The organism is Bacillus coreaensis, assembly GCF_050586445.1.
GTDB lineage: Bacteria > Bacillota > Bacilli > Bacillales > Cytobacillaceae > Robertmurraya_A > Robertmurraya_A coreaensis.
Genome location: NZ_JBOCCY010000005.1, coordinates 219,727 through 240,152, shown reverse-complemented (window position 1 = coordinate 240,152; position 20,426 = coordinate 219,727). Strand labels below are relative to the sequence as shown.

The 20,426-nt window shown below is 36.3% G+C and carries 23 protein-coding genes; 8 read left to right on the top strand and 15 right to left on the bottom strand.

Annotated features, from left to right (window positions below):
* Positions 1-259: 259 nt before the first annotated feature.
* Positions 260-628, top strand: coding sequence for a hypothetical protein (locus ACQ5H4_RS10445; protein WP_430774866.1), 369 nt, complete (start codon positions 260-262; stop codon positions 626-628).
* Positions 621-1,130: a hypothetical protein gene (locus ACQ5H4_RS10440; RefSeq protein WP_430774865.1), complete on the top strand. Its 510-nt coding sequence runs from the start codon at positions 621-623 to the stop codon at positions 1,128-1,130. Before ACQ5H4_RS10445 ends, ACQ5H4_RS10440 begins: the two co-directional genes overlap by 8 nt.
* Before the next feature lie 24 nt (positions 1,131-1,154).
* Here ACQ5H4_RS10440 and phoU read toward each other — a convergent pair whose 3' ends face one another.
* The 8 genes from phoU to ACQ5H4_RS10400 form a co-directional block, all read right to left on the bottom strand.
* Positions 1,155-1,814 carry a phosphate signaling complex protein PhoU gene (phoU, locus tag ACQ5H4_RS10435; RefSeq protein ID WP_430774864.1) on the bottom strand — a complete coding sequence of 220 codons (660 nt, stop codon included), beginning with the start codon at positions 1,812-1,814 and terminating at the stop codon, positions 1,155-1,157.
* A gap of 61 nt (positions 1,815-1,875) precedes the next feature.
* A complete protein-coding gene (gene pstB, locus ACQ5H4_RS10430) occupies positions 1,876-2,655 on the bottom strand; it encodes a phosphate ABC transporter ATP-binding protein PstB (RefSeq protein WP_430774950.1) in 780 nt (259 codons plus the stop codon).
* Positions 2,656-2,729: 74 nt separating this feature from the next.
* On the bottom strand, positions 2,730-3,614 hold the full coding sequence (gene pstA / locus ACQ5H4_RS10425) for a phosphate ABC transporter permease PstA (protein WP_430774863.1): 885 nt from the start codon (positions 3,612-3,614) through the stop codon (positions 2,730-2,732).
* 1 nt (position 3,615) lies between these two features.
* Complete coding sequence (gene pstC, locus ACQ5H4_RS10420) at positions 3,616-4,587, bottom strand: phosphate ABC transporter permease subunit PstC (RefSeq protein WP_430774862.1); 972 nt, start codon at positions 4,585-4,587, stop codon at positions 3,616-3,618.
* A 129-nt stretch (positions 4,588-4,716) separates the two neighbouring features.
* A complete protein-coding gene (locus tag ACQ5H4_RS10415; protein WP_430774861.1) occupies positions 4,717-5,700 on the bottom strand; it encodes a PstS family phosphate ABC transporter substrate-binding protein in 984 nt (327 codons plus the stop codon).
* A 151-nt stretch (positions 5,701-5,851) separates the two neighbouring features.
* The gene (locus tag ACQ5H4_RS10410; RefSeq protein ID WP_430774860.1) at positions 5,852-7,942 is read right to left on the bottom strand and encodes a peptidoglycan D,D-transpeptidase FtsI family protein; all 2,091 of its coding nucleotides are present in this window, start codon (positions 7,940-7,942) and stop codon (positions 5,852-5,854) included.
* A gap of 57 nt (positions 7,943-7,999) precedes the next feature.
* On the bottom strand, positions 8,000-9,211 hold the full coding sequence (locus tag ACQ5H4_RS10405) for an MFS transporter (RefSeq protein WP_430774859.1): 1,212 nt from the start codon (positions 9,209-9,211) through the stop codon (positions 8,000-8,002).
* 108 nt (positions 9,212-9,319) lie between these two features.
* Positions 9,320-9,928 (bottom strand): superoxide dismutase, encoded by a 609-nt coding sequence (locus tag ACQ5H4_RS10400; protein ID WP_430774858.1) that lies wholly within the window; start codon positions 9,926-9,928, stop codon positions 9,320-9,322.
* Positions 9,929-10,302: 374 nt separating this feature from the next.
* Between ACQ5H4_RS10400 and ACQ5H4_RS10395 the strand changes: the two genes are divergently transcribed.
* Positions 10,303-10,998 carry a Crp/Fnr family transcriptional regulator gene (locus tag ACQ5H4_RS10395; protein ID WP_430774857.1) on the top strand — a complete coding sequence of 232 codons (696 nt, stop codon included), beginning with the start codon at positions 10,303-10,305 and terminating at the stop codon, positions 10,996-10,998.
* Positions 10,999-11,036: 38 nt separating this feature from the next.
* On the opposite strand, the gene ACQ5H4_RS10390 is transcribed toward ACQ5H4_RS10395, so the two are convergent.
* Together ACQ5H4_RS10390 and ACQ5H4_RS10385 are read right to left on the bottom strand one after the other, a co-directional pair.
* On the bottom strand, positions 11,037-11,519 hold the full coding sequence (locus ACQ5H4_RS10390; RefSeq protein ID WP_430774856.1) for a DUF456 domain-containing protein: 483 nt from the start codon (positions 11,517-11,519) through the stop codon (positions 11,037-11,039).
* 45 nt (positions 11,520-11,564) lie between these two features.
* The gene (locus ACQ5H4_RS10385) at positions 11,565-13,178 is read right to left on the bottom strand and encodes a Na/Pi cotransporter family protein (protein WP_430774949.1); all 1,614 of its coding nucleotides are present in this window, start codon (positions 13,176-13,178) and stop codon (positions 11,565-11,567) included.
* A gap of 266 nt (positions 13,179-13,444) precedes the next feature.
* Between ACQ5H4_RS10385 and ACQ5H4_RS10380 the strand changes: the two genes are divergently transcribed.
* The 3 genes from ACQ5H4_RS10380 (at position 13,445) to ispG (ending at position 15,895) form a co-directional block, all read left to right on the top strand.
* Positions 13,445-14,215 carry a DUF1189 domain-containing protein gene (locus tag ACQ5H4_RS10380; protein ID WP_430774855.1) on the top strand — a complete coding sequence of 257 codons (771 nt, stop codon included), beginning with the start codon at positions 13,445-13,447 and terminating at the stop codon, positions 14,213-14,215.
* Between the two features lie 99 nt (positions 14,216-14,314).
* Entirely contained in the window at positions 14,315-14,671 is a 357-nt protein-coding gene (locus ACQ5H4_RS10375; RefSeq protein WP_430774854.1) for a hypothetical protein, read from the top strand.
* 117 nt (positions 14,672-14,788) lie between these two features.
* On the top strand, positions 14,789-15,895 hold the full coding sequence (gene ispG, locus ACQ5H4_RS10370) for a flavodoxin-dependent (E)-4-hydroxy-3-methylbut-2-enyl-diphosphate synthase (protein WP_430774853.1): 1,107 nt from the start codon (positions 14,789-14,791) through the stop codon (positions 15,893-15,895).
* A 55-nt stretch (positions 15,896-15,950) separates the two neighbouring features.
* Here ispG and ACQ5H4_RS10365 read toward each other — a convergent pair whose 3' ends face one another.
* Positions 15,951-16,328, bottom strand: coding sequence for a hypothetical protein (locus ACQ5H4_RS10365; protein WP_251514267.1), 378 nt, complete (start codon positions 16,326-16,328; stop codon positions 15,951-15,953).
* A gap of 128 nt (positions 16,329-16,456) precedes the next feature.
* On the opposite strand from ACQ5H4_RS10365, the gene ACQ5H4_RS10360 reads away from it, so the two are divergent.
* Positions 16,457-17,026, top strand: coding sequence for a 5' nucleotidase, NT5C type (locus ACQ5H4_RS10360; protein ID WP_430774852.1), 570 nt, complete (start codon positions 16,457-16,459; stop codon positions 17,024-17,026).
* A 3-nt stretch (positions 17,027-17,029) separates the two neighbouring features.
* On the opposite strand, the gene ACQ5H4_RS10355 is transcribed toward ACQ5H4_RS10360, so the two are convergent.
* Genes ACQ5H4_RS10355 through ACQ5H4_RS10345 form a run of 3 tightly spaced genes read right to left on the bottom strand, consistent with a single transcriptional unit; the run spans position 17,030 to position 19,082 of the window.
* Entirely contained in the window at positions 17,030-17,446 is a 417-nt protein-coding gene (locus ACQ5H4_RS10355) for a Fur family transcriptional regulator (protein WP_430774851.1), read from the bottom strand.
* Positions 17,443-18,294, bottom strand: coding sequence for a metal ABC transporter permease (locus ACQ5H4_RS10350; RefSeq protein WP_430774850.1), 852 nt, complete (start codon positions 18,292-18,294; stop codon positions 17,443-17,445). Before ACQ5H4_RS10350 ends, ACQ5H4_RS10355 begins: the two co-directional genes overlap by 4 nt.
* Positions 18,291-19,082, bottom strand: a complete 792-nt coding sequence (locus ACQ5H4_RS10345; protein WP_430774849.1) for a metal ABC transporter ATP-binding protein — start codon at positions 19,080-19,082, stop codon at positions 18,291-18,293. The genes ACQ5H4_RS10350 and ACQ5H4_RS10345 overlap by 4 nt, the downstream gene beginning before the upstream one ends.
* Positions 19,083-19,232: 150 nt before the next feature.
* Here ACQ5H4_RS10345 and ACQ5H4_RS10340 point away from each other — a divergent pair, with 150 nt between their 5' ends.
* Positions 19,233-19,487 carry a DUF2624 domain-containing protein gene (locus ACQ5H4_RS10340; RefSeq protein WP_430774848.1) on the top strand — a complete coding sequence of 85 codons (255 nt, stop codon included), beginning with the start codon at positions 19,233-19,235 and terminating at the stop codon, positions 19,485-19,487.
* A gap of 37 nt (positions 19,488-19,524) precedes the next feature.
* Here the strand turns inward: ACQ5H4_RS10340 and ACQ5H4_RS10335 are convergent, their stop codons facing one another.
* Positions 19,525-20,421, bottom strand: a complete 897-nt coding sequence (locus ACQ5H4_RS10335; RefSeq protein ID WP_430774847.1) for a deoxyribonuclease IV — start codon at positions 20,419-20,421, stop codon at positions 19,525-19,527.
* Positions 20,422-20,426 lie beyond the last annotated feature (5 nt).

Below are 20,426 nucleotides of genomic sequence, written 5' to 3'. Positions count from 1 at the left end.
ACCTATTTGTTAGTTTCATCGTAGCATTGATAGGTTCCTCTCACAATAAACACATTTTGTCGTAATCTGCTTATCCCTGTCACACCGACTTTATAGGAAGATTTATTTTTTAAATTTACAAGTCTTGTAAGAAAAACTAGTCATTTCGACCTTTTTTTCTCATTTCCCTCGACAAAACCCTCTTATCTTCTTACTTTGATTCGAAAATTGTCGTATATAGTGATACAATGTTTTTATTGATTTTTAAGAGGTGAAAGAAATGGAATATGTGTTATTAAGTTTATTGGTTGTATCAATCCTTCTCTTCGTCCTATCCTTTTTTGTTAAGGATCCGATGAAAGAGCTTAAGAGCGAAATCGATCAGTTATCCCTAAACCAAATTCAAGAGCTATACCAAATGAAGAGAAAAATAAAGATTCTTGAAGAGGAACTTCTAGTACCCGATACAGACTTCTCTGGTACCGCTTCTCAAAAAAGAGAAGTTCATGCAATATTAAAGAATCAAGTTTGGTCACTATCCCAACAAGGTCTCTCCATTGAACAAATCGCGAAGCAATCTTCTCTTCCTATCGAGGATGTTGAGATTATTTTAAATGAATTTTCTATGAGGGGAGAAACATATGAATAAGATTCACCTAAGAGCATTTGCTTTTGGTCTCCTCTTATCCACTTGTATATTTGGGTCCTATTATTATCTTTCTGGAGACAATGGAGCAGCAGCAAAATTAAGCAATGAAGAGTTAATTGCTCAAGTAGAAGATAAGGGATATAAAGTAGTTGATGAAAAAGTATATGCAGAGTTAGAAGCAAAGGCAAAAGACACTGAAGCAACACCAACTGAAGAAGAAACAAAAGAGACAGAACAGAATGATACATCGAAAGAAGAGGCAGCAAAAGAAGAAGAACAGCCCGCAGAAGCTGTTAAGGAGTACAAACTTAACATTATTAGTGGTATGCAATCAAGTGAGATTGCCACCCTTTTAAAGGACGCAGGAATCATCACTGATGCCTTTGAATTCGAGCAATATTTAATCAATTCGGGTTATCATACGAAAGTTCAACTAGGTGAGTTTGTAGTAAAAAGCGATATGACCTACGAACAACTTGCAAAGATCATAACAAAAAGCTGAAGATAATCTCTTCAGCTTTTTATATTACTCATTTAAATCATAGTGTCTACCTTTAACAAGATAAAACGTGTGTTCAGCAATATTGGTCACATGGTCCGCCGCTCTTTCTAAGTAACGGCAAGTAAACGATAGTTGTGTAATTTGCGCCAAAAACTCTGGCTTTTCCTGATTAATTCTTAATAGTTCCTGTATCGTTTGACCGTATAAATGATCAACCTCATCATCCATATCCGCCACTTGTTTTGCTTTTTGCACATCTTCTTCGATGAAAGATTCTAACGAAAGCTTCAACATTTTAGAGGTAACCTCATACATTTCTCTAATACGAACAATCGGCTTAACATGTTCCTCACTACCAATTCGAATAGCTGATTTAGCAACGTTTACGGCAAAATCGGCAATCCGCTCGATATCTGTTGCGATTTTAATGGCAACAATGATTCGACGTAAGTCAATCGCCACAGGCTGTTGCTTTGCAATTAAAAGAATAGCAAAGTCGTTAATTTCTTCATACAAGACATCTGCTCTTGTATCATTCTCCATAATTTCTAAAGCGAGTTCCACGTTCTTAGTTTCTAATGCTTTAATTGCTTCGCTTAATGCATGATCAGCGAACTCACCAAGTTCCATCAACTTATTCTGAAGTTCCTTAAGATCAAAATGAAATTTTTCACGTACAACCATATTTGTCTTCCTTTCATGTCCGATTGGTATTGTTAACAATCAAATCGTTTGTTTTGAGTATTTATCCGAAGCGACCAGTAATATAGTCTTCTGTACGTTGATCAGAAGGAGTTGAGAATATTTTATTCGTATCGTCAAATTCAATTACTTCTCCATTTAAGAAAAATGCCGTTTTATCCGAAATACGTGCAGCTTGCTGCATATTATGTGTAACAATTATAATACTATATTCCTTTTTAAGCTCTTGAACCAGTTGCTCTACTTTAAGAGTTGAAATTGGGTCAAGGGCTGACGTTGGTTCATCCATTAAAATAACATCTGGCTCAATGGCTAAACAGCGTGCAATACAAAGACGTTGTTGCTGACCACCGGATAGACCGTACGCATTTTCATTCAAACGATCCTTTACTTCATCCCAGATAGCTGCACCACGCAAGCTCTTTTCAACGATCTCATCAAGTACTTTTTTATTGCGAATTCCATGAATTTTAGGTCCATATGCAATATTTTCATAAATGGATTTTGGGAATGGATTTGGTTTTTGGAAAACCATTCCTACATTTGTTCGTAAATCTTCCACTTTATATGATTTATCTAGTATACTTCTTTCACGATACATGATATCTCCAGAAATTTTTACTACGGGAATCAGTTCAACCATTCGATTTAACGTTTTGATAAATGTTGACTTCCCACATCCTGAAGGACCAATGATAGCTGTTACTTCCCTCTCATTTATATCAAGGTTAATGTTTTTTAATGCATGATCTGTACCGTACCAAAGGTTCAAATCCTTCGTTTGATAAGCAAGGCTTTTCTTGCTTGCTTTGTTTACACTCATATTATCACTAGATTCTTCCGCTGTTTTATTTTCACTATATGTTGAAACGACCATCGTAAAACCCCTCCACCCAATTAAAATCTTCTTTGAAATTTGTTTCTTATTAACACCGCTATTGAGTTCATTATGAATAAAACCAATAATAGAACAACAATTGTTGCAGCCGCTAGGTTTGCATATTCATCTACTAAAGCTGAATCAATAGTCCAGTAATAAATTTGCAGTGGCATGACCGTAAATTTATCTAAAAGACCTTCAGGTAGTGGAATAATAAATGCTGGAATACCAATTACTACAAGTGGTGCTGTTTCACCAATTGCACGGGATAATGCTAAAATAACTCCAGTTAAAATCCCTGGTAGTGCAGCAGGTAAAACTACGTTTTTAATCGTTTGCCATTTCGTCGCTCCCATTCCATAAGAAGCTTCCCTTAAGAACTGAGGAACCGCACGAATGGCTTCTTGACTTGCCACTACTACTACAGGAAGAACTAATAAAGCCATTGTGAAGCCTCCGGCTAAAACTACTGCACCTAAATTTAATCCTCTTACAAAGATTGTTAATCCCAAAATTCCAAAAACGATAGAAGGAACTCCGGCTAGATTAGAAATATTCATTTGTATAAAGGCTTGTAAACGCCCCTTTTTTGCATATTCCTCTAAATAAATGGCAGTACCTACCCCTAAGATTAATGTTACTGGTGCGACCACTAGCATTAGCCACAAGGTACCCATTATTGCTCCCTTAATACCGGCTCTCTCTGCGTTTGTAGAAAGTCTGTTATTTAAAAAGTCAAAATCTATCCAGCCAAGACTCTGTGCAACTACACGATAAATTAGTACAACTAAAACAAGTAATCCAAATAAGGTAGCTAAAAGAAACAATGTTTTTGCTATACGATTAGTAAGTAAACGTGATGTCATCTTTTTTTGAACTTGATTTGTATCAACGTATTTCATCTTAATATTCCTCCCTAAACTTACGAGAGATATACTGGGCAATTAAATTCATGACTAGTGTAAAAACAAATAAAGTCATTGCCACTGCGTAAAGACTGTAATAAAGCGTGGAACCTGCAGGAGCATCTCCTCCTGTAACTTCTACTATATATGCAGTCATTGTTTGCATGGATTGGGTAATATCAAATGTGAAGACTTTGTTACTTCCACTTGCTATTGTTACGATCATCGTTTCACCAATTGCACGGGAAATTCCGAGAACAAATGAAGCAACAATTCCAGATATAGCAGCGGGAACGACTACCTTCCAAGTTACTTCAAATTTTGTCGACCCTAATCCTAAGGCTCCTTCCCTCATTGCATTAGGTACGGAGCTCATTGCGTCTTCCGAAAGAGAAGCAACCATTGGAATAATCATAATCCCCATAACTATACCCGGACTGAGGATATTGGTAGGCTCAAGTGTAGGTATAAGCTTTGTTAATAGGGGAGTCACAAATGTAAAAGCAAAGAAACCATATACAATCGTTGGAATACCTGCTAGGATTTCTAACATTGGTTTTAGTAATTTTCTAACTCTCTCCGACGCATACTCACTTAAGTACACAGCTGTCATTAATCCAATAGGAATTGCTACGAACATAGCTATAGCAGAAGATATGATAGTAGCAGTTAGTAATGGCAAAACACCAAACTGTGCACTTTCACCAAGTGGTTTTAAGACTGTGCCAGTAAAAAACTCCACAAAGGAGACCTCTCTAAAAAACGCAATGGTTTCTGTTAATAAGGTTAGTACAATACCTATAGTTGTTAAAATAGAAATAATAGCAATGGTAAGTAGTATTTTAGGCATTAACCCCTCTAAAATACTAGCCGTACTAACAGATTGCTTGTTTTTCGCAATCATCTCTCGAACACTGACCGTGTTTGATTCCCTTGTTACATCTTTTCCCAAGGATAAAACCCCTTTCATCCAAACCCTATCATCCTTATCATGCAAAGAATGACTCATTTTATTCTAATTTTAAACAGCTAAGAAGATGAGAATGAACCCATCTCATCTTCTTTAGTACGTCAGATTGGTATCTGAATACCTTGTTTATTATTTTAATCCTTCAAGAGTACTGATTGTTGCTTCCACTTCTTCGTCTGTTAAAGGAGCGAATCCAGTGATTTTTGCAACTTCTTGAGCATTGTTCATTGTATAGATTGCATAATCCAACACTTGTGGCTTTTCTTTCGCCATGTTCACATTTAAGTAAGTGAATACTGGACGTGTGAATGGAGAGTATGCAAATTCTTCACCTTCACCGATTGTTTCTAAAGTAGGCTCAACCGCACCGTTACCAAAGTCTACCTTTACTGCTTGGATCTTATCTTTGTTGTTTTCGTAATAACCATATCCGAAGAAAGCAATAGCGTTCTTTTCTTTAGAAACTAAATCTACAAGAGTTGAATAGTCTTGCTGTAGGTTTACACCTTCAACCAAGTCTTGCTCTTCAAGAATTTTTTCCCAGAAAAATTCGTATGTTCCGTGGTTTTCGTTAGGACCCATTGTTACGATTGGCTCATTCGGGAAATCTGGACGAATATCTGACCAGTTTTTCTTTTCACCTAAGAAAATTTGTTTTACTTCATCTTGAGTAAGTTCTGTTGCCCAATCATTATCTGGATTGACTACAAATGTTAAACCATCTAAAGCAACTTTCATTTCTTGAACTTCAATTCCTAATTCTTCAGCAGTTGCAGCTTCTTCTTCCTTAATTTGACGAGAAGCATCGTTGAAATCTGTTCCGTCTTCAACTAAGAACTTCTTGAATCCTGCAGATGTACCTGCACGTCCAACTTCAACAGAAACGTTTTCTTGAGCATTCGTCATATATTGTTCAGCCATTTCAACCATGAATGGATATACTGTACCTGAACCATCAATCACTACAGATCCTTCTAATTCGGCTGTTTCTCCAGTACCTTCAGCACCATCAGTACCTTCAGTAGCATCTTCTTCTCCGCCACCACAAGCAGCAATAATGGACATAACAGCTGCTAGCATTAAAAGTAGGCTGAGTTTCTTGATTTTTTTCATTCGGGAATTCCTCCTAAGAATTAAGGTTTGTTTTATTCTGTCCTACAAGTAATACAATAATACTGAACTGTTAAAAGGGTTTTAATCGTTTGTAAAGGTTTTGTAAATTAAGTAGAAATGTGTGTGAACCTGTCGGAATTTGGGCATAGTATTACTTTGCTCTCTTTAATTGAAAGTACGTATCTAACACTTTTCTCCCTATTTCCAAATTAGGAGAAGGTCCTTTTTCCCCTGTATAAACCCACGGGACAACAACAGCCATTGAAATCTCAGGATTGTCGGAAGGTGCATACGCCACTAGGCTCAAATTCATAACGGCTGGCGGCTCTTTATATAAATGCCTTGAAGGCCCGTCATAAAAGGCCTGTGCGGTTCCCGTTTTTCCAGCTGGTGAATAGGCAGCATCCTTAAATTCTTTATAAGCCGTTCCTAACGGATGCTGCATGACTTGGCGAAAGCCCTCTTGAACCCTCTTCATATTCGACTCATTAACATCAATTCGATTAAGTATTTTTGGCTTAATTTCCCGCACGAGTGTCCCAGGAGCATGTATATTTTGGAGATTCGTTTGCCGTATCTCCTTCACCATTCTTGGCTGTAACCGATTTCCTCCATTGGCGATTGTACTTACATATTGTGCAAGCTGCATGGGTGTGTATGTATCATATTGCCCGATCACTAAATCCAATAAAAATCCGGGCTTTGAGCTTGTCCCTTTATACCCGATGGTTTCATTGGGAAGATCAATTCCAGTTCTAGTTCCAAGTCCAAATTGACCGAAGGAATCGCGAACAATATGAAAGGTATTCGGTTCTAAAATTAATGGTTTATCATATGCATAATGACCTTTTCCAATCTTTATTGCGGTATGAAACATGTACACATTAGAAGATCTTCTTAAGGCGTATACATCATCTATCGGACCAAAATTCTGCCATGATTTCTTCACAGGTGTTCCTTTAATTTTCATAGGGGCATCAACTAGTACGGTTCTAGGCTTTAATACTCCCCGTTGATAACCTGTCAAAATTGTTGCACCTTTTACTGTCGAACCGACATTATAGGAAGTAGTAATATTTCCTAATGAAAAATCTTCTGCTTCATAGTTCCCATCATCATTTTGCACCAATAACTTTCCAGCCATCGTTAAAACTTCCCCTGTACGAGGATCCATTAAGACGACAAATGCTCGGTCTAAAAACTCGGTATCCTTGTTGTTTGCCTTCGTTTTCATAAGAACGTCTTCAATTATTTTTTCGACGGCTAGTTGCAATTCCATATCGATACTTAATATAAGGTCATTCCCTTGCTCACCTTCAGATATAGTCTGTGACTCAATTATTTCTCCAGATTTGTTTGTGACCTTCTTAATCTTAGATTTTTGCCCGCTAAGGACGTCTTCGTACTGATATTCAATATAACTTTTGCCAACCCGGTCATTACGGTTATACTCTCTTGCAACATAATAATCCAGATGATCTCTTGGTATTCCTTCCTTTGTGTCAGTCACTTTTCCAAGGACTGTTTTTAACGTATTGTTAAACTTATAGACTCTCTCCCAATCAGTTATCGTTTCTATACCAGGTAAGGATTGCAGGCTCTCACTTACTTCTGCAAACTCTTTATCTGAGACATCTTTATTTTTTATCACTTGAGGAGTAAATTCCGTACTGTTTCTTAATTCCTTCCATATGGATATAATCTCTAAATCTTGTTCTTTGAATTGTTCGATATCACTTTGCGTTATACGTTCTAGCGTTATTTGGTAAATCTTTTTATTCCACTCCTGGTTGGTTAGTCCTTTTTTTAATGTTTTCCTTTCTTTTTCCTGCAACTTGTTTTCTGCTTTATCAGGGAAACGCATCACCCAATACTCTTTTTTGTCTCGATCGGAAATCCTGCTATAATCCATTGTAATAATTGAAGCCAATCTCTCTGCAACCTGTAACATTTCTTTAGGTCCATGTCCCTGGTTTATATAAGCGATTGCCTTTTGAGGGGCATTGTCCACTATCATTCTAAAGTTTCTATCGTACATACGACCTCTTGGAACCGGATGATTGATAGTAACATCCTCGGTTCTTTCTATCTCCCTACGATAATCTTCTCCATAGACAATTTGGATAAAGCCAAGACGAAGGACAAGAATGGAAAAGAGCAAAAACACGAAAAAAAACAGCATATTTAACCGAACAGGTAGCTGCTTTCTCTTCTTTTTTTTCTTCTTTTCCTGCTGATGCATGTCTTCACCTCATTTCAGCACCCCTCCCAAAATTCAATTTTAGGAGAGGCGTTAGGATCAATGAAATTCAATTTTCCTAATAAAAAAATAAATTAGACTATGACCTGATCCGATCAATAATAAAAGGATTGGGATACTTGCCTTTGGATCAAAAAATGATACAGCCATTAAAAAGATAAGAATTGAGACTATTCTTCCCGAATTCAGAAAAATTTCTCTGACCACTATATATTCAATTCTCATTTCTGCAGCATTCCAGCCTTTACCGATTACATCGTAAGTCATCGATAAATATGGGACCAACAGCATCGGGTATGCAATAGCAATAATCGATGCGTAAATTAAAAGCTTTGTATAAGTGAGGTTAAATACTAATAACAAAATAGCTAAATACAATAGGATACCACCGAGAAGAATAGCTTTTTTTCGATGTTGTTTTTTAATCCAACGTGAAGCAAAGTAATACCCAATAAAAGCAATACCTGAATTCACTAATCCAAAGGTACCAAGTGCCATTTCGCTTCCTGTCGTAATAAATACAAAGACCGAAATGACAAAGACAAACGTTCCTTCTCTCATTCCTTGGACAAAATGTGCGTTTGTAATTTGCCTCCAATTAAAGTTGTTTTTTCTCTCTTGTAAAATCCTTAGAAACATGTATCTTCCATTCGCAGGCCTTCTCTTTAAGAAAAAACTTAAAATAACCGCAACAGAAAATAACCCTAAGGATGTAGCAAAGATAACAGAATAGCCAGTGAAATTCTCTAGTTTTGATATCACAGTTCCAGCAGCAATAGGACCGATCATTCCTCCAACAGAAGACAGAATTCCCAAAAAGCCATTAAAGAAATCTCTTGTTTCTGGCTCCGTAACTTCAAAGGTCAGCACATTAAAGGCCAGCCAGTAAAAACCATAACCAATTCCTAGTAATCCTCCTAACACAACTAAAAATTGCGAAGCATTGGTTCCTATTGTTAAAACGGTTAGGTAGAAAATGGCTAAAAAAATGACTCCAATACGTAAAACGATTACTCGGTCAATCTTTTTAGCCCATCTGCCTGCTAGGATAAATGTTAAAGGTTGGAGAACAACAACTGAGAGGTTATAAATAGCTAAATCTTTAAAATCACCGGATTGTTTCCATAAATAAATATTTACAAATGTATTGGATAAAGCAACACTTAAGGAATACAGACCTCCGATTAACAAAAGCAAAAGCAAATCCTTTGTCAGATCGATGTCACCAATTAATTTTTTAACTTTACTCATGAATAGAAACTCCCCTTCATATCTAAGGGTAGTTTTCAACAAGCTCACCTTAATTATGTACAAAATAAACAAAAACGACGTGGTATGATCCACGTCGTTACTTGTTACTTATTTCGCTTCAGTATATCTCTTTGCAACTTCATCCCAATTTACAACGTTCCAGAAAGTATTGATATAGTCTGGACGACGGTTTTGGAATTTTAAGTAGTAAGCATGCTCCCACACATCAAGGCCAAGGATTGGCGTTTTCCCTTCCATTAATGGAGAGTCTTGATTTGGTGTGCTTGTCACTTCTAGTTCTCCGTTATTTACCGCAAGCCAAGCCCAACCAGAACCAAAACGAGTTGTAGCAGCCTTTGCAAATTCCTCTTTAAAGCTATCAAGATTTCCAAACTTTGCATTAATTGCAGCTAGAAGATCACCAGTAGGCTCTCCACCACCATTTGGAGATAAGATTTGCCAGAACAATGTGTGGTTAGCGTGACCTCCACCGTTGTTACGTACTGCAGTGCGAGCTGCTTCAGGTACTGCATCAAGATTAGCAATTACTTCTTCAACTGATTTTGACAGTAATTCTTCATTTCCAGCTAAAGCATTATTCAAGTTGGTTACGTAAGTGTTGTGATGCTTTGAGTGGTGAATGTTCATTGTTTCCTTGTCGATATGTGGTTCTAGAGCGTCGTAAGCATAAGGTAGTTGCGGTAATTCGAATGCCATGAATAACTCCTCCTAAATATGTATAATGATTTTTTCTTTAGAAAAACCCTTTCATTTTTAACATTTGGATATTCCTAAAGTTATTAACTTAAGATTACCAAACTTGGCAACTTTGTTCAAATATTAAGCTTAAGCCAACAGATTTACATTACCCCTTTTGGAGAGAAATATTCGCAAAACTGGATGATATCTCTTCCTTTTATCATACCATTTCTGATGTTTCGATAATTTGTCAAAATTGTAAATATTAGCGTCATGTCAATGATTTAAGTCATAGTAGTTATGGATTGTTCTTTTTAAAGGACGGTACGTTATTGACACTCTTTATGTATTTTTATTAAATCAAAGAGAGGAGAGGAAAGGGCGGGTATTACATGAATGAAATAAATGTTTCATTATATAGCTTACTCATACAAGAATTTATAGATAAAGAAAATATACAGAAAATAAAATCAGGTACTACCATATTTAATGAAAGAGATTCTGTGAGTCATATTTATATTCTTTTACAGGGAAGTTTGTCTCTTGGAAGAGTTCATATGAGAGGAAAAGAATTTATTATTAAAATTCTTAATGGAGAAGAATTAATCATTGAATACCAATTATTTAAAACAAATCCGATTTATCACTTTTTTGCAAAAACCATTTCAGATTGTGAATTTCTTATAATCAAAAGAGAAGAGTTCGAAAAGTTTGCGATGAGTTCACCTCGCGTCCTGAGTGCATTGACATCTTGGCTCAGCACTAGATATTTAAAAGCTCAAATGAAGTGTCAGGATCTCATTATGAATGGAAAAAAAGGTGGACTTTATAGTATCTTAATTCGACTTTGTAATAGTTACGGAATAATGACTGATAAAGGAATTTTAATTGACTTACCACTCACCCACCAGGAACTGGCAAGTCTTACGTATGGAACAAGAGAAGTCATACAGCGCATGCTAAAGGAACTTAGGGAACTAGATGTAATATCCTATGATCAACAGAAGTTTACCGTGAAAAATTTAGCCTATTTAAAGCAAGAAGTAGATTGTCAAAACTGCCCCCATGAAATATGCGGGTTAAACTAAAAGAGAAAAGGGCTCATAAGCTCTTTTCTCTTTCTAGTTTATAGAACCACAAAGACAAAATAGACAATCATAAATAATTGAATAAGTCCTTTTGTAATCACGCTACTAATAAACCCGACTACCGACCCAACACCAACTTTCAAGGATTCACTTAACCCTCTTTTATTGATCAGAAGCTCTGCAATAACCGCACCAATAAAGGGCCCTAATATAATTCCTAGAATTGGGATAATAAAGGGACCTATTAATAAACCAATTGTACTTCCCCAAATTCCAGCTTTTGAGCCTCCGAATTTTTTCACTCCAAATAAATTCGCTAAATAATCTGCGCCAAATAATAAGAGGACAAATAAACTTTGAATGCTCCAAAACAACCAATTAAAAGGTTCAAAGGAGAATAAAAAGCCGTAAAGGATAAAACCGCCAACCAAAAATAGCACACCTGGAATGATCGGATAAATCAAACCTACAAAAGAAACTAGAAATAACAATACAATAATAAGCCAATACACTAGTTCCATCTTGTCACCTCTGTACAAAAAAACAAGGGAAGTCCCCTTGTTTTTTTAAGAATGTCTTACTCCAAGAACTGCTTCTGCAATATTTACAGCATGATCACCGATACGTTCTAGATTGCTAATAATATCAACAAACACAATTCCAGCTGAACCGGAGCACTTTCCTTCATTCAAACGAAGTATATGCTGCTTACGAAGAGTTCTTTCCATTTTATCAATTTGATTTTCTTTTTCAACCACATGACGAGCCGCATCCAAGTCTTTATGATCAAGAGATTGAAGTGCTTCTTGAACAGTAGAGATCGTTAAAGCAAACATTTCCTCTAAATCTTTCATTGCACTGTCTGTAATTTTCACTTTATTTGAATTTTGATATTCTACAAGCTCAACAATATTTTCGAAATGGTCCCCTATTCTCTCAATATCACGAACCGTATCCATTAGTGTTGTATGCTCTTCTGAATCATTTGTTGAGAGAGGGCTTGTAGCCAGCTGCACTAAATAATCAGTAATTTTTCGGTCAAGATTATTTATTGCACTTTCTAACTGATACGCCGATTCAGCATGCTTGTTCTGCTTAGAATTCACAAAATTACTTGTTTCCTCTAACCCTTTAATGGCAAATTGTCCCATTCTCAAAACTTCTTCCTTTGCTTGTCCTAAAGCAATAGAAGGAGACTGTTTAATAAAGTTAGGGTCTAAATGCTTCGATTTGTAATCAATTAGAGAGTCATCACCTGGTATTAGCTTGATCACAATAAGCGCAAGTAAACCAATAAACGGAAATTGAATAATTGTATTTGTCGTATTGAAGATACCATGAGCAAAGGCAATCGTCATTTCTTCATTTAAATTTAAAGCACCTTGTAAAGATGTGATAACTTTTGTAAAAGGAACCAGTAAAATCATAAAGATGGCTGTACCAATTAGATTAAATAGCACATGCGTGGCAGCCGCTCTTCTTGCTGCAACCGATGCACCAATTGATGCTAATACAGCTGTTATTGTTGTTCCAATATTATCACCAAACAATACAGGTAATGCCGCATCAATGTTAATTAGATTTTCGGCATATAGGCCCTGTAATATTCCAATCGTTGCACTAGAACTTTGTACAATAACGGTAAATACCGTTCCAATCACAACACCCAAAATAGGATTAGAACTCATATTAACGGTTAACTCGTGAAAGGCCTCTAAGCTTCTTAGCGGCTTCATCCCACCACTCATTAACTCTAATCCATAAAACAATGCACCGAAACCAAAAATAATTTGTCCAATGCTTGTTGTTTTATTGCTTTTAAAGAAGAATATAAGGATTGAACCAAGAGCAATAATTGGAAGCGCATATTCACCAATATCTATACCAATGATAAATGCCGTAACGGTTGTACCGATGTTTGCCCCCATGATGACACCGATTGCTTGTCGCAATGTCATAAAACCAGCACTAACTAACCCAACCGTAATAACCGTAGTACCCGAACTACTTTGGATTAGCACTGTAACAATAATCCCTGCTAACACACCCATGAAAGGATTGGTTGTAAATCGATCAAGAATATCTCTTAATTTGTCTCCTGCCGACTTTTGTAACCCATCCCCCATAAACTTGATACCAAATAAGAAAATTCCAAGGCCACCTAAAAACTCAAAAATCATTTGTTGAATATTTAATTCCAAGTATTTCAACCCCTACACTTTTTTCGACATTTTTCTTAAAAACCCTTAATCATTATGTGTAACGTAAAGGAAAAAGTAAATATTATTATCTTTAAATTTACAATGCCTTAACAAAAGGATAGTAATGTTACAATTATGTTACAAAACAAATTCCTATTTTTTAACTAATCGTGTTAATTTGGACAACAAAGCCATATAACGATAAAATAATGAAGGATTACATAGAAAGGTGTGTGTCATGCGTCATGAACATATTTCAGCAATTATTTAAAAGTCTCTACTCCCCGAAAGACATTGCTAAAACAAGATTCCAAGGTATTGGAAAAACCATTCTTTATGTCTTTCTACTAACTCTCGTTTCTGTTATCCCAACCGTTAGCTATGTAAGTTCAGCTATAAATAATGGAATTGAGACAGCCGCCCACACAGTAGATAATGAACTTCCTGATTTTTCAATAGAAAATGGGGAACTCTCAGCAGACCAAGAGGAACCGATCTATATTGAGGATACTGATTTTACCATTATTTTTGATTCTACAGGTGAAGTTAGTGAGAACGATTTAGAGGGTTATGAGAATGCCTTTGCTCTTCTTCAGAATGAGTTTGTACTTATTGCTGGAGGAACGCTCGACACTTACGACTATTCAACTTTAACCGACCTAAACATTACGAAGGATAGTATTTTGGAAGTGATTCATTCCGTTGACGGTTTATTATCAGTTATTATTCCCGTCCTTGCACTTGCCATTTATATTTTTTCAAGTGGAATCAAATTTATTGAAATTACCATTCTTGCATTGTTCGGCCTATTTATTAAGAATGTAACCAGTCGTAATCTACCATATCGTCAATTATGGAGACTATCAGCTTATAGCGTGACTCTCCCTACTATTTTCTTTACGATAATGGAAGCTTTTCAAACGAACGTTCCTAACGGTTTCCTAATTAATTGGTTCGTTTCTATCATTATGTTATATTTAACAGTACGAGAAATCCCTCAGAAAGCTAAGCAATAAAAGAAAAACGCGATTTTACGCGTTTTTCTTTTTTATTTGTACTATCAATCTATCTACTGCATATAAATAGAGTAACTCTACTAATAAGGAGAATCGTCCATGAAACGTCTCTTCGTTTCTCTACTAGTTACTCTTATTGTATATATCATATATGTGGACTTAAGTATAGGTACAATACCAAACACAAACAACAAAACGATAGAATCCATTAAAGTAGATTCTAAAGTCAATCACACAGAAGAGACTGTTATTGCCTCTTTTAGTAAAACAGTGGAACAAGGAGATACTGTTCTTTCGATCATAGAGGCACAACTAGAGGGAGCAATACCCGTTCCAATTGAAAAAGTAGTAAATGATTTTATCATATTAAATGAAGGCAAAAAACCAGAGGAAATTCATGCCGGAAAGATATACCTATTTCCTGATTACAGCAAGTCCGATAGCATCTCACAATAATGGAGACTTTTTCCCGGCATCAAGATTCTTGTCACCTTTAACGTTCATTGTTACAATGTTCAATAGGAAAGTACTAAGATTAATTTAGATCTTTTTTTCAAAAGGAGAGAATCACTGTTGAGTGAAATTATACATCGTACAAAAACTCGTCCCATTAAAGTCGGACCTTTAACTATTGGTGGAAATAATGAAGTTGTTATTCAAAGCATGACTACTACAAAAACACATGATGTTGAGGCCACGGTTGCTGAAATAAAGAGGCTAGAAGAAGCCGGTTGTCAAATCGTGCGTGTTGCTTGTCCTGATGAAAGAGCCGCAAACGCGATTTCTGAAATTAAAAAAAGAATTAATATACCTCTAGTGGTAGATATCCACTTTGATTACAAACTAGCTCTAAAAGCCATTGAGGGAGGTGCGGATAAAATCCGTATTAATCCCGGTAATATTGGTCGTCGCGAAAAGGTGGAGGCAGTTGTTAAAGCGGCTAAAGAAAAGGGCATTCCCATTCGAATTGGTGTCAATGCTGGTTCGTTAGAGAAAAGAATATTAGAGAAATATGGGTACCCAACAGCTGATGGGATGGTAGAAAGTGCCTTACACCATATCAAAATTTTAGAAGACCTCGACTTTCACGATATCATCGTTAGTATGAAGGCATCCGATGTAAATCTAGCGATTGAAGCCTATGATAAAGCAGCAAGAGCGTTCGATTATCCTTTACATCTTGGAATTACTGAATCAGGAACTTTGTTTGCAGGTACTGTAAAAAGTGCAGCAGGTTTGGGAGCGATCTTAAGCAAGGGAATTGGCAACACCGTTCGAATTTCACTTAGTGCTGACCCTGTAGAAGAAGTGAAGGTTGCCCGTGAATTATTAAAATCATTTGGTTTATCTTCAAATGCGGCAACACTTATTTCTTGTCCAACATGTGGTAGAATTGAAATTGACTTAATTTCGATCGCAAACGAGGTAGAGGAGTACATTCAGCAGATTAAAGTACCCATTAAAGTGGCAGTATTGGGCTGTGCGGTAAATGGTCCTGGAGAAGCTAGAGAAGCCGATATTGGTATAGCGGGGGCTCGTGGCGAAGGCCTTTTATTCCGTAAAGGGGAAATTGTTCGTAAAGTGCCTGAAGCAACAATGGTTGAAGAGCTTAAAAAGGAAATCGATCAAATTGCCGCAGAATTTCAAGCAAAACGTGATCAGGAAGCAATGCAATCATAATGAAGGAAAGAGGCTCTGGCGTAATTGCCGGAGCCTCTTCTTTTATCTGTAGGGGTTAAAAAAATGGTAGTATAAACATACCGACAATGATGGAAATCGCTCCAATCCCGATAGCCCAGCTACCAAGGCCAGTTGCTCCACGTCTTCGGGCGATAAACCCTAATACAATCCCAACTGCTCCAAACAAAATGGGTGCTACAAATAATGAAAGGATAGAAATGATTAAAGCAGCAAACCCTATCCCTGTGCCGCTTTTCATTGTCTCACCAACATTGTTTGTTGTTCTTTCCCGGTTAAAAGTAGTTGGTGCAGCAATTTCAGCTGAGGTTTCTTCTAAATAATCTGCAGGTTGGTATTTATTTGTTTCACCAACATTGTCGCTCGTACGAAGGTAATCGAATGATCCTTCGTTATTGCGTTCTTGATCTGCCATATTGATCCCTCGCTTTCCTTTGATAGGAGCAGTATTATTATTTGCGCGATCACAACAATTATGTTTGTTAATCATTTCTAATTCGACATTTTTCAATTATGGAATATAACGAAATGGGGAAGTACTACATGAAGAAAAGAAAATTAGGGTTTGATATTGATGGAACCATTACCTGCCCTGCAGCTATTGTTCCTTTTATAAATGAAGCCTTTCAATTACAATTAACACTCGATGATTTAACTGACTATGATTTATTAAAAGTAGTGGATATCCCAGATAAAGAATTTACCGATTGGTATGATAAAAAAGAGGCAGACATCTTCACATTGTCTCCATTAGCCACGGGGGCAAGAGAATTATTATTAGAATGGGGAAAACAGCACGAATTAATTTTCATCAGCGCACGGGGAGAAAACATGTTAGAGGTGACTAAAGAATGGTTTATTAACCATGGGATCAGATACGATCATTTAGAACTTATCGGATCACATGAAAAAGTTGAAGCAGCAAAAAAGTACGGAGTAGAAATATTTTTTGAAGATAAGTATGAAAACGCCATTGAAATTGCAATAAAATGCCATATACCAGTGCTTTTATTTGATACGCCCTATAATCAAGGCTCCCTTCCGAATGAGGTAAAAAGAGTTTCTAGTTGGAAAGAAGCCAATAATTGGGTTGAGAAATGGTTCGATGATTAATTTTTAATTAACGGTACATTCTGGGCATCGGCCATAAATTTCAAATTTATGGCCAGAGATATCATAGTCCTTCAAGCTTTCCTGTAAACTATTCATAGGGCATGTATCAATTTCCTTCGTTTTTCCACAGTCCAAACAAATAAAATGATGGTGATGGTGTTTACTTTCACAAGAATAACGAAAATGTTTTTCACCGGATAATTCTGTCATCTCAAAAATACCTAAATCAACAAATAACGAGAGATTGCGATAGATCGTATCAAAGCTCAATCCAGGGTAATGATCCTTCATCCGGTCAAGCACGTCCTTAGCCGTTAAATATTTATTACTGTTAGCAAAAAGACCAAGCATTTCTTCTCTTTTTCCTGTATGCTTGTAGCCTTTATTTTTTAATAACTCAAGAGCTTCTGTAACATTCATACTCTCACCTCATGTTTCCATTGCAACATTTTCTTTAATAATATAACAAGAATGAGAATCAATACAGCAATAACTACAATCGTTCCACCCGGAGCCAAATTAAGATAGTAAGAAATAGTCAGCCCCCCGAGGACAGAAACTTCTCCGAAAACGGTAGAAAGTAGGATTGTTTGTTTAAATCCTTTTGCAATCCGAATACTAGCCGCTACAGGGAGAGTCATGAGTGAAGATACTAGTAAAATCCCGACAATTCTCATCGAAGCTGCAATGACTAATGCAACTAAGACAATGAAAAAGAAATGAAGGGATTTCACCGCTATTCCTGAAGCTTTTGCATGTTCTTCGTCAAATGATAAAAGAAATAACTCCTTATATAAAAGCGTAATAAAAGCTACCACAATCATACTAATGATGATGATAATAATTAAATCGGTTCGACTGACTGCACTGACACTACCGAATAAATAACTATATAAATCGGTATTAAAACCATCAGCTAATGAAATAAAAATAACACCTAAGCCAATACCACTAGATAAAATAATGGGAATAGCCAGCTCCTGATAATGTTTATATACGGTTCTAAGCTTTTCTATAAACAACGAACCTACTACAGAAAAGGTCATTCCTAAATAGATAGGATTTAGTCCCGTAGTGAGCAAAAGTTTTTTTTCAAGCAACAAGCTTGCCGCAATGCCAGCTAAAGTAACATGGCTTAAAGCATCGGCTATTAGTGAAAGTCTTCTTACTACAATATAAACACCGAGTAAAGGCGCAATTATTCCAATGATTGCACCTGTGAGAAATGCATTTTGTAAAAACTCATACTTAAATATCGCTTCAATCACCGTTTTTCCCCTCCATGATGATGAACATGATTATGATGTTGATGGTCATGTTCATGCATAAGAACTTGAACATCATGGCCATATAGATCAGACATATTTTGTTTTTCAAACTCCTCCGTATCACCATGAAAATGCATATGCTTATTCAAGCAAGCCACATGGGTAACTTTATCTGTAATCGTACCGATATCATGCGTTACTAAAATTAATGTAATACCTCGATCTTGATTAAGCTCCGTAAGCATCTCGTAGAAAGATTGGACATTCTTCGCATCAACACCAACTGTTGGCTCATCTAAGATAAGTAAGTCTGGATCACTTACTAATGCACGAGCTATAAAAACTCTTTGCTGTTGTCCTCCTGATAACTCACCGATATTACTTCCTATTTTTTCAGTTAGCCCCACAGAATCAATCGCTGCTCGTATCTTTACTTTATCCTCTTCTTTATGCCTTTTAAATAATCCCACTTTTTTAGTTAACCCACTTGATACAACTTCGTATACTGTTGCAGGAAATCCCGAGTTAAAGGAATTTGCTTTCTGAGAAACAAAACCGATTCGATGCCAATCTTTAAAATGCTCAATAGCTGTTCCAAATAATTCGACTTCTCCCTTTTGCAGCTTCAATAAACCTAAGATTATTTTTAATAAAGTAGACTTCCCTGACCCATTAGGTCCAACAAGTCCTAAGAACGCTCCGCGAGGAACCGAGAATTGAATATCTTCAAGTACATTTTCCTTTTCATACTTATAAGTCAGGTTATTTACATTTATAATTTTTTCCATTTTAACCACCTATTATTATCAGAATCATTCCGATTTACCAAAAGTAGTATACATGAGAAATGAATCGATGTAAAGGAAGTCCTTCCTGCCTCCTTATATACACCTTTTATTAGCTAGCCACATAGATTAACATCAGGGAGTGGTGAATACGTGAGTATTTTTCAATCAATTGTTAATCACAAAATAAATACAATTACGACAGAAGAGTTACTGAAATACGCCAAACAATTTGGAGTTGCCATTAGCGTTAATGAAGCGAAAAAAATTGCATCTTATCTTAGAGGACGACAAGTAGATATTTTCAATCCCTCTGAAAGATCGAAACTGTTAAAGGATATTGAAAAATTCACAAGCCCTGCGACAGCAAAAGCCGTCAGTCAGTTGGTTACACAATTTACGAAATAATTAAACAGAGGCTCATTTTTCAATGAGCCTTCCTTTTTTATGCCATAATATGTTCGAGTAAGTTTTCGTTAAATGTCTTTGTAGTTAACATTTCAATCTCTTGTTTGTACGGTGCTTTTTTATTATTCTTATCTTCTCCAACAAACGGTGTTTCAAGGATTTTTGGAATACTCATTAGTTGCGGATGATGCACGATATAAGCAAGTGCTTCAAATCCAATTTTTCCGTATCCAATATTTTCATGTCTATCTTTTCTTGAACCCCGATCATTCTTACTATCATTAATATGAAGGACCTTTAAGCGATCAATTCCAATGGTTTTATCAAACTCGTTGAGAACTCCATCAAAATCCTCAACAATGTTATACCCCGCATCATGAATATGACAAGTATCAAAGCAAATTGAAAGCTTTTCATTATGTTTGACACCGTCAATGATCATTGCTAATTCTTCGAAGCTTTTTCCACATTCAGATCCTTTGCCTGCCATTGTTTCTAAAGCGATCTGAAGCTGCTCATTTCCTGTTAAAACCTCATTAAGACCCTCAATGATCTTCTTGATTCCAGCCTCTTCCCCTGCTCCTACATGGGCTCCTGGATGCAGAACAATTTGCTTTGCACCGATCGCCTCTGTACGTTCGATTTCTGTTTTTAAAAATCGTACACCAAGGTCAAATGTATCTGGGTTTGTAGTATTTCCAATATTAATAATATAAGGAGCATGAACAACAATATCTTCTAGATTGATTCCATTTAACTCCATATGCTTTTGACCTGCTGTGATGTTTAAATCTTCTATTTTCTTCCTTCTAGTATTTTGAGGAGCACCTGTGTAGATCATGAAAGTATTCGCACCATATGAGACCGCTTCTTCACTTGATGCTAGCAACATACTTTTCCCACTCATTGAAACATGTGAACCTAATTTTAGCATTTCCA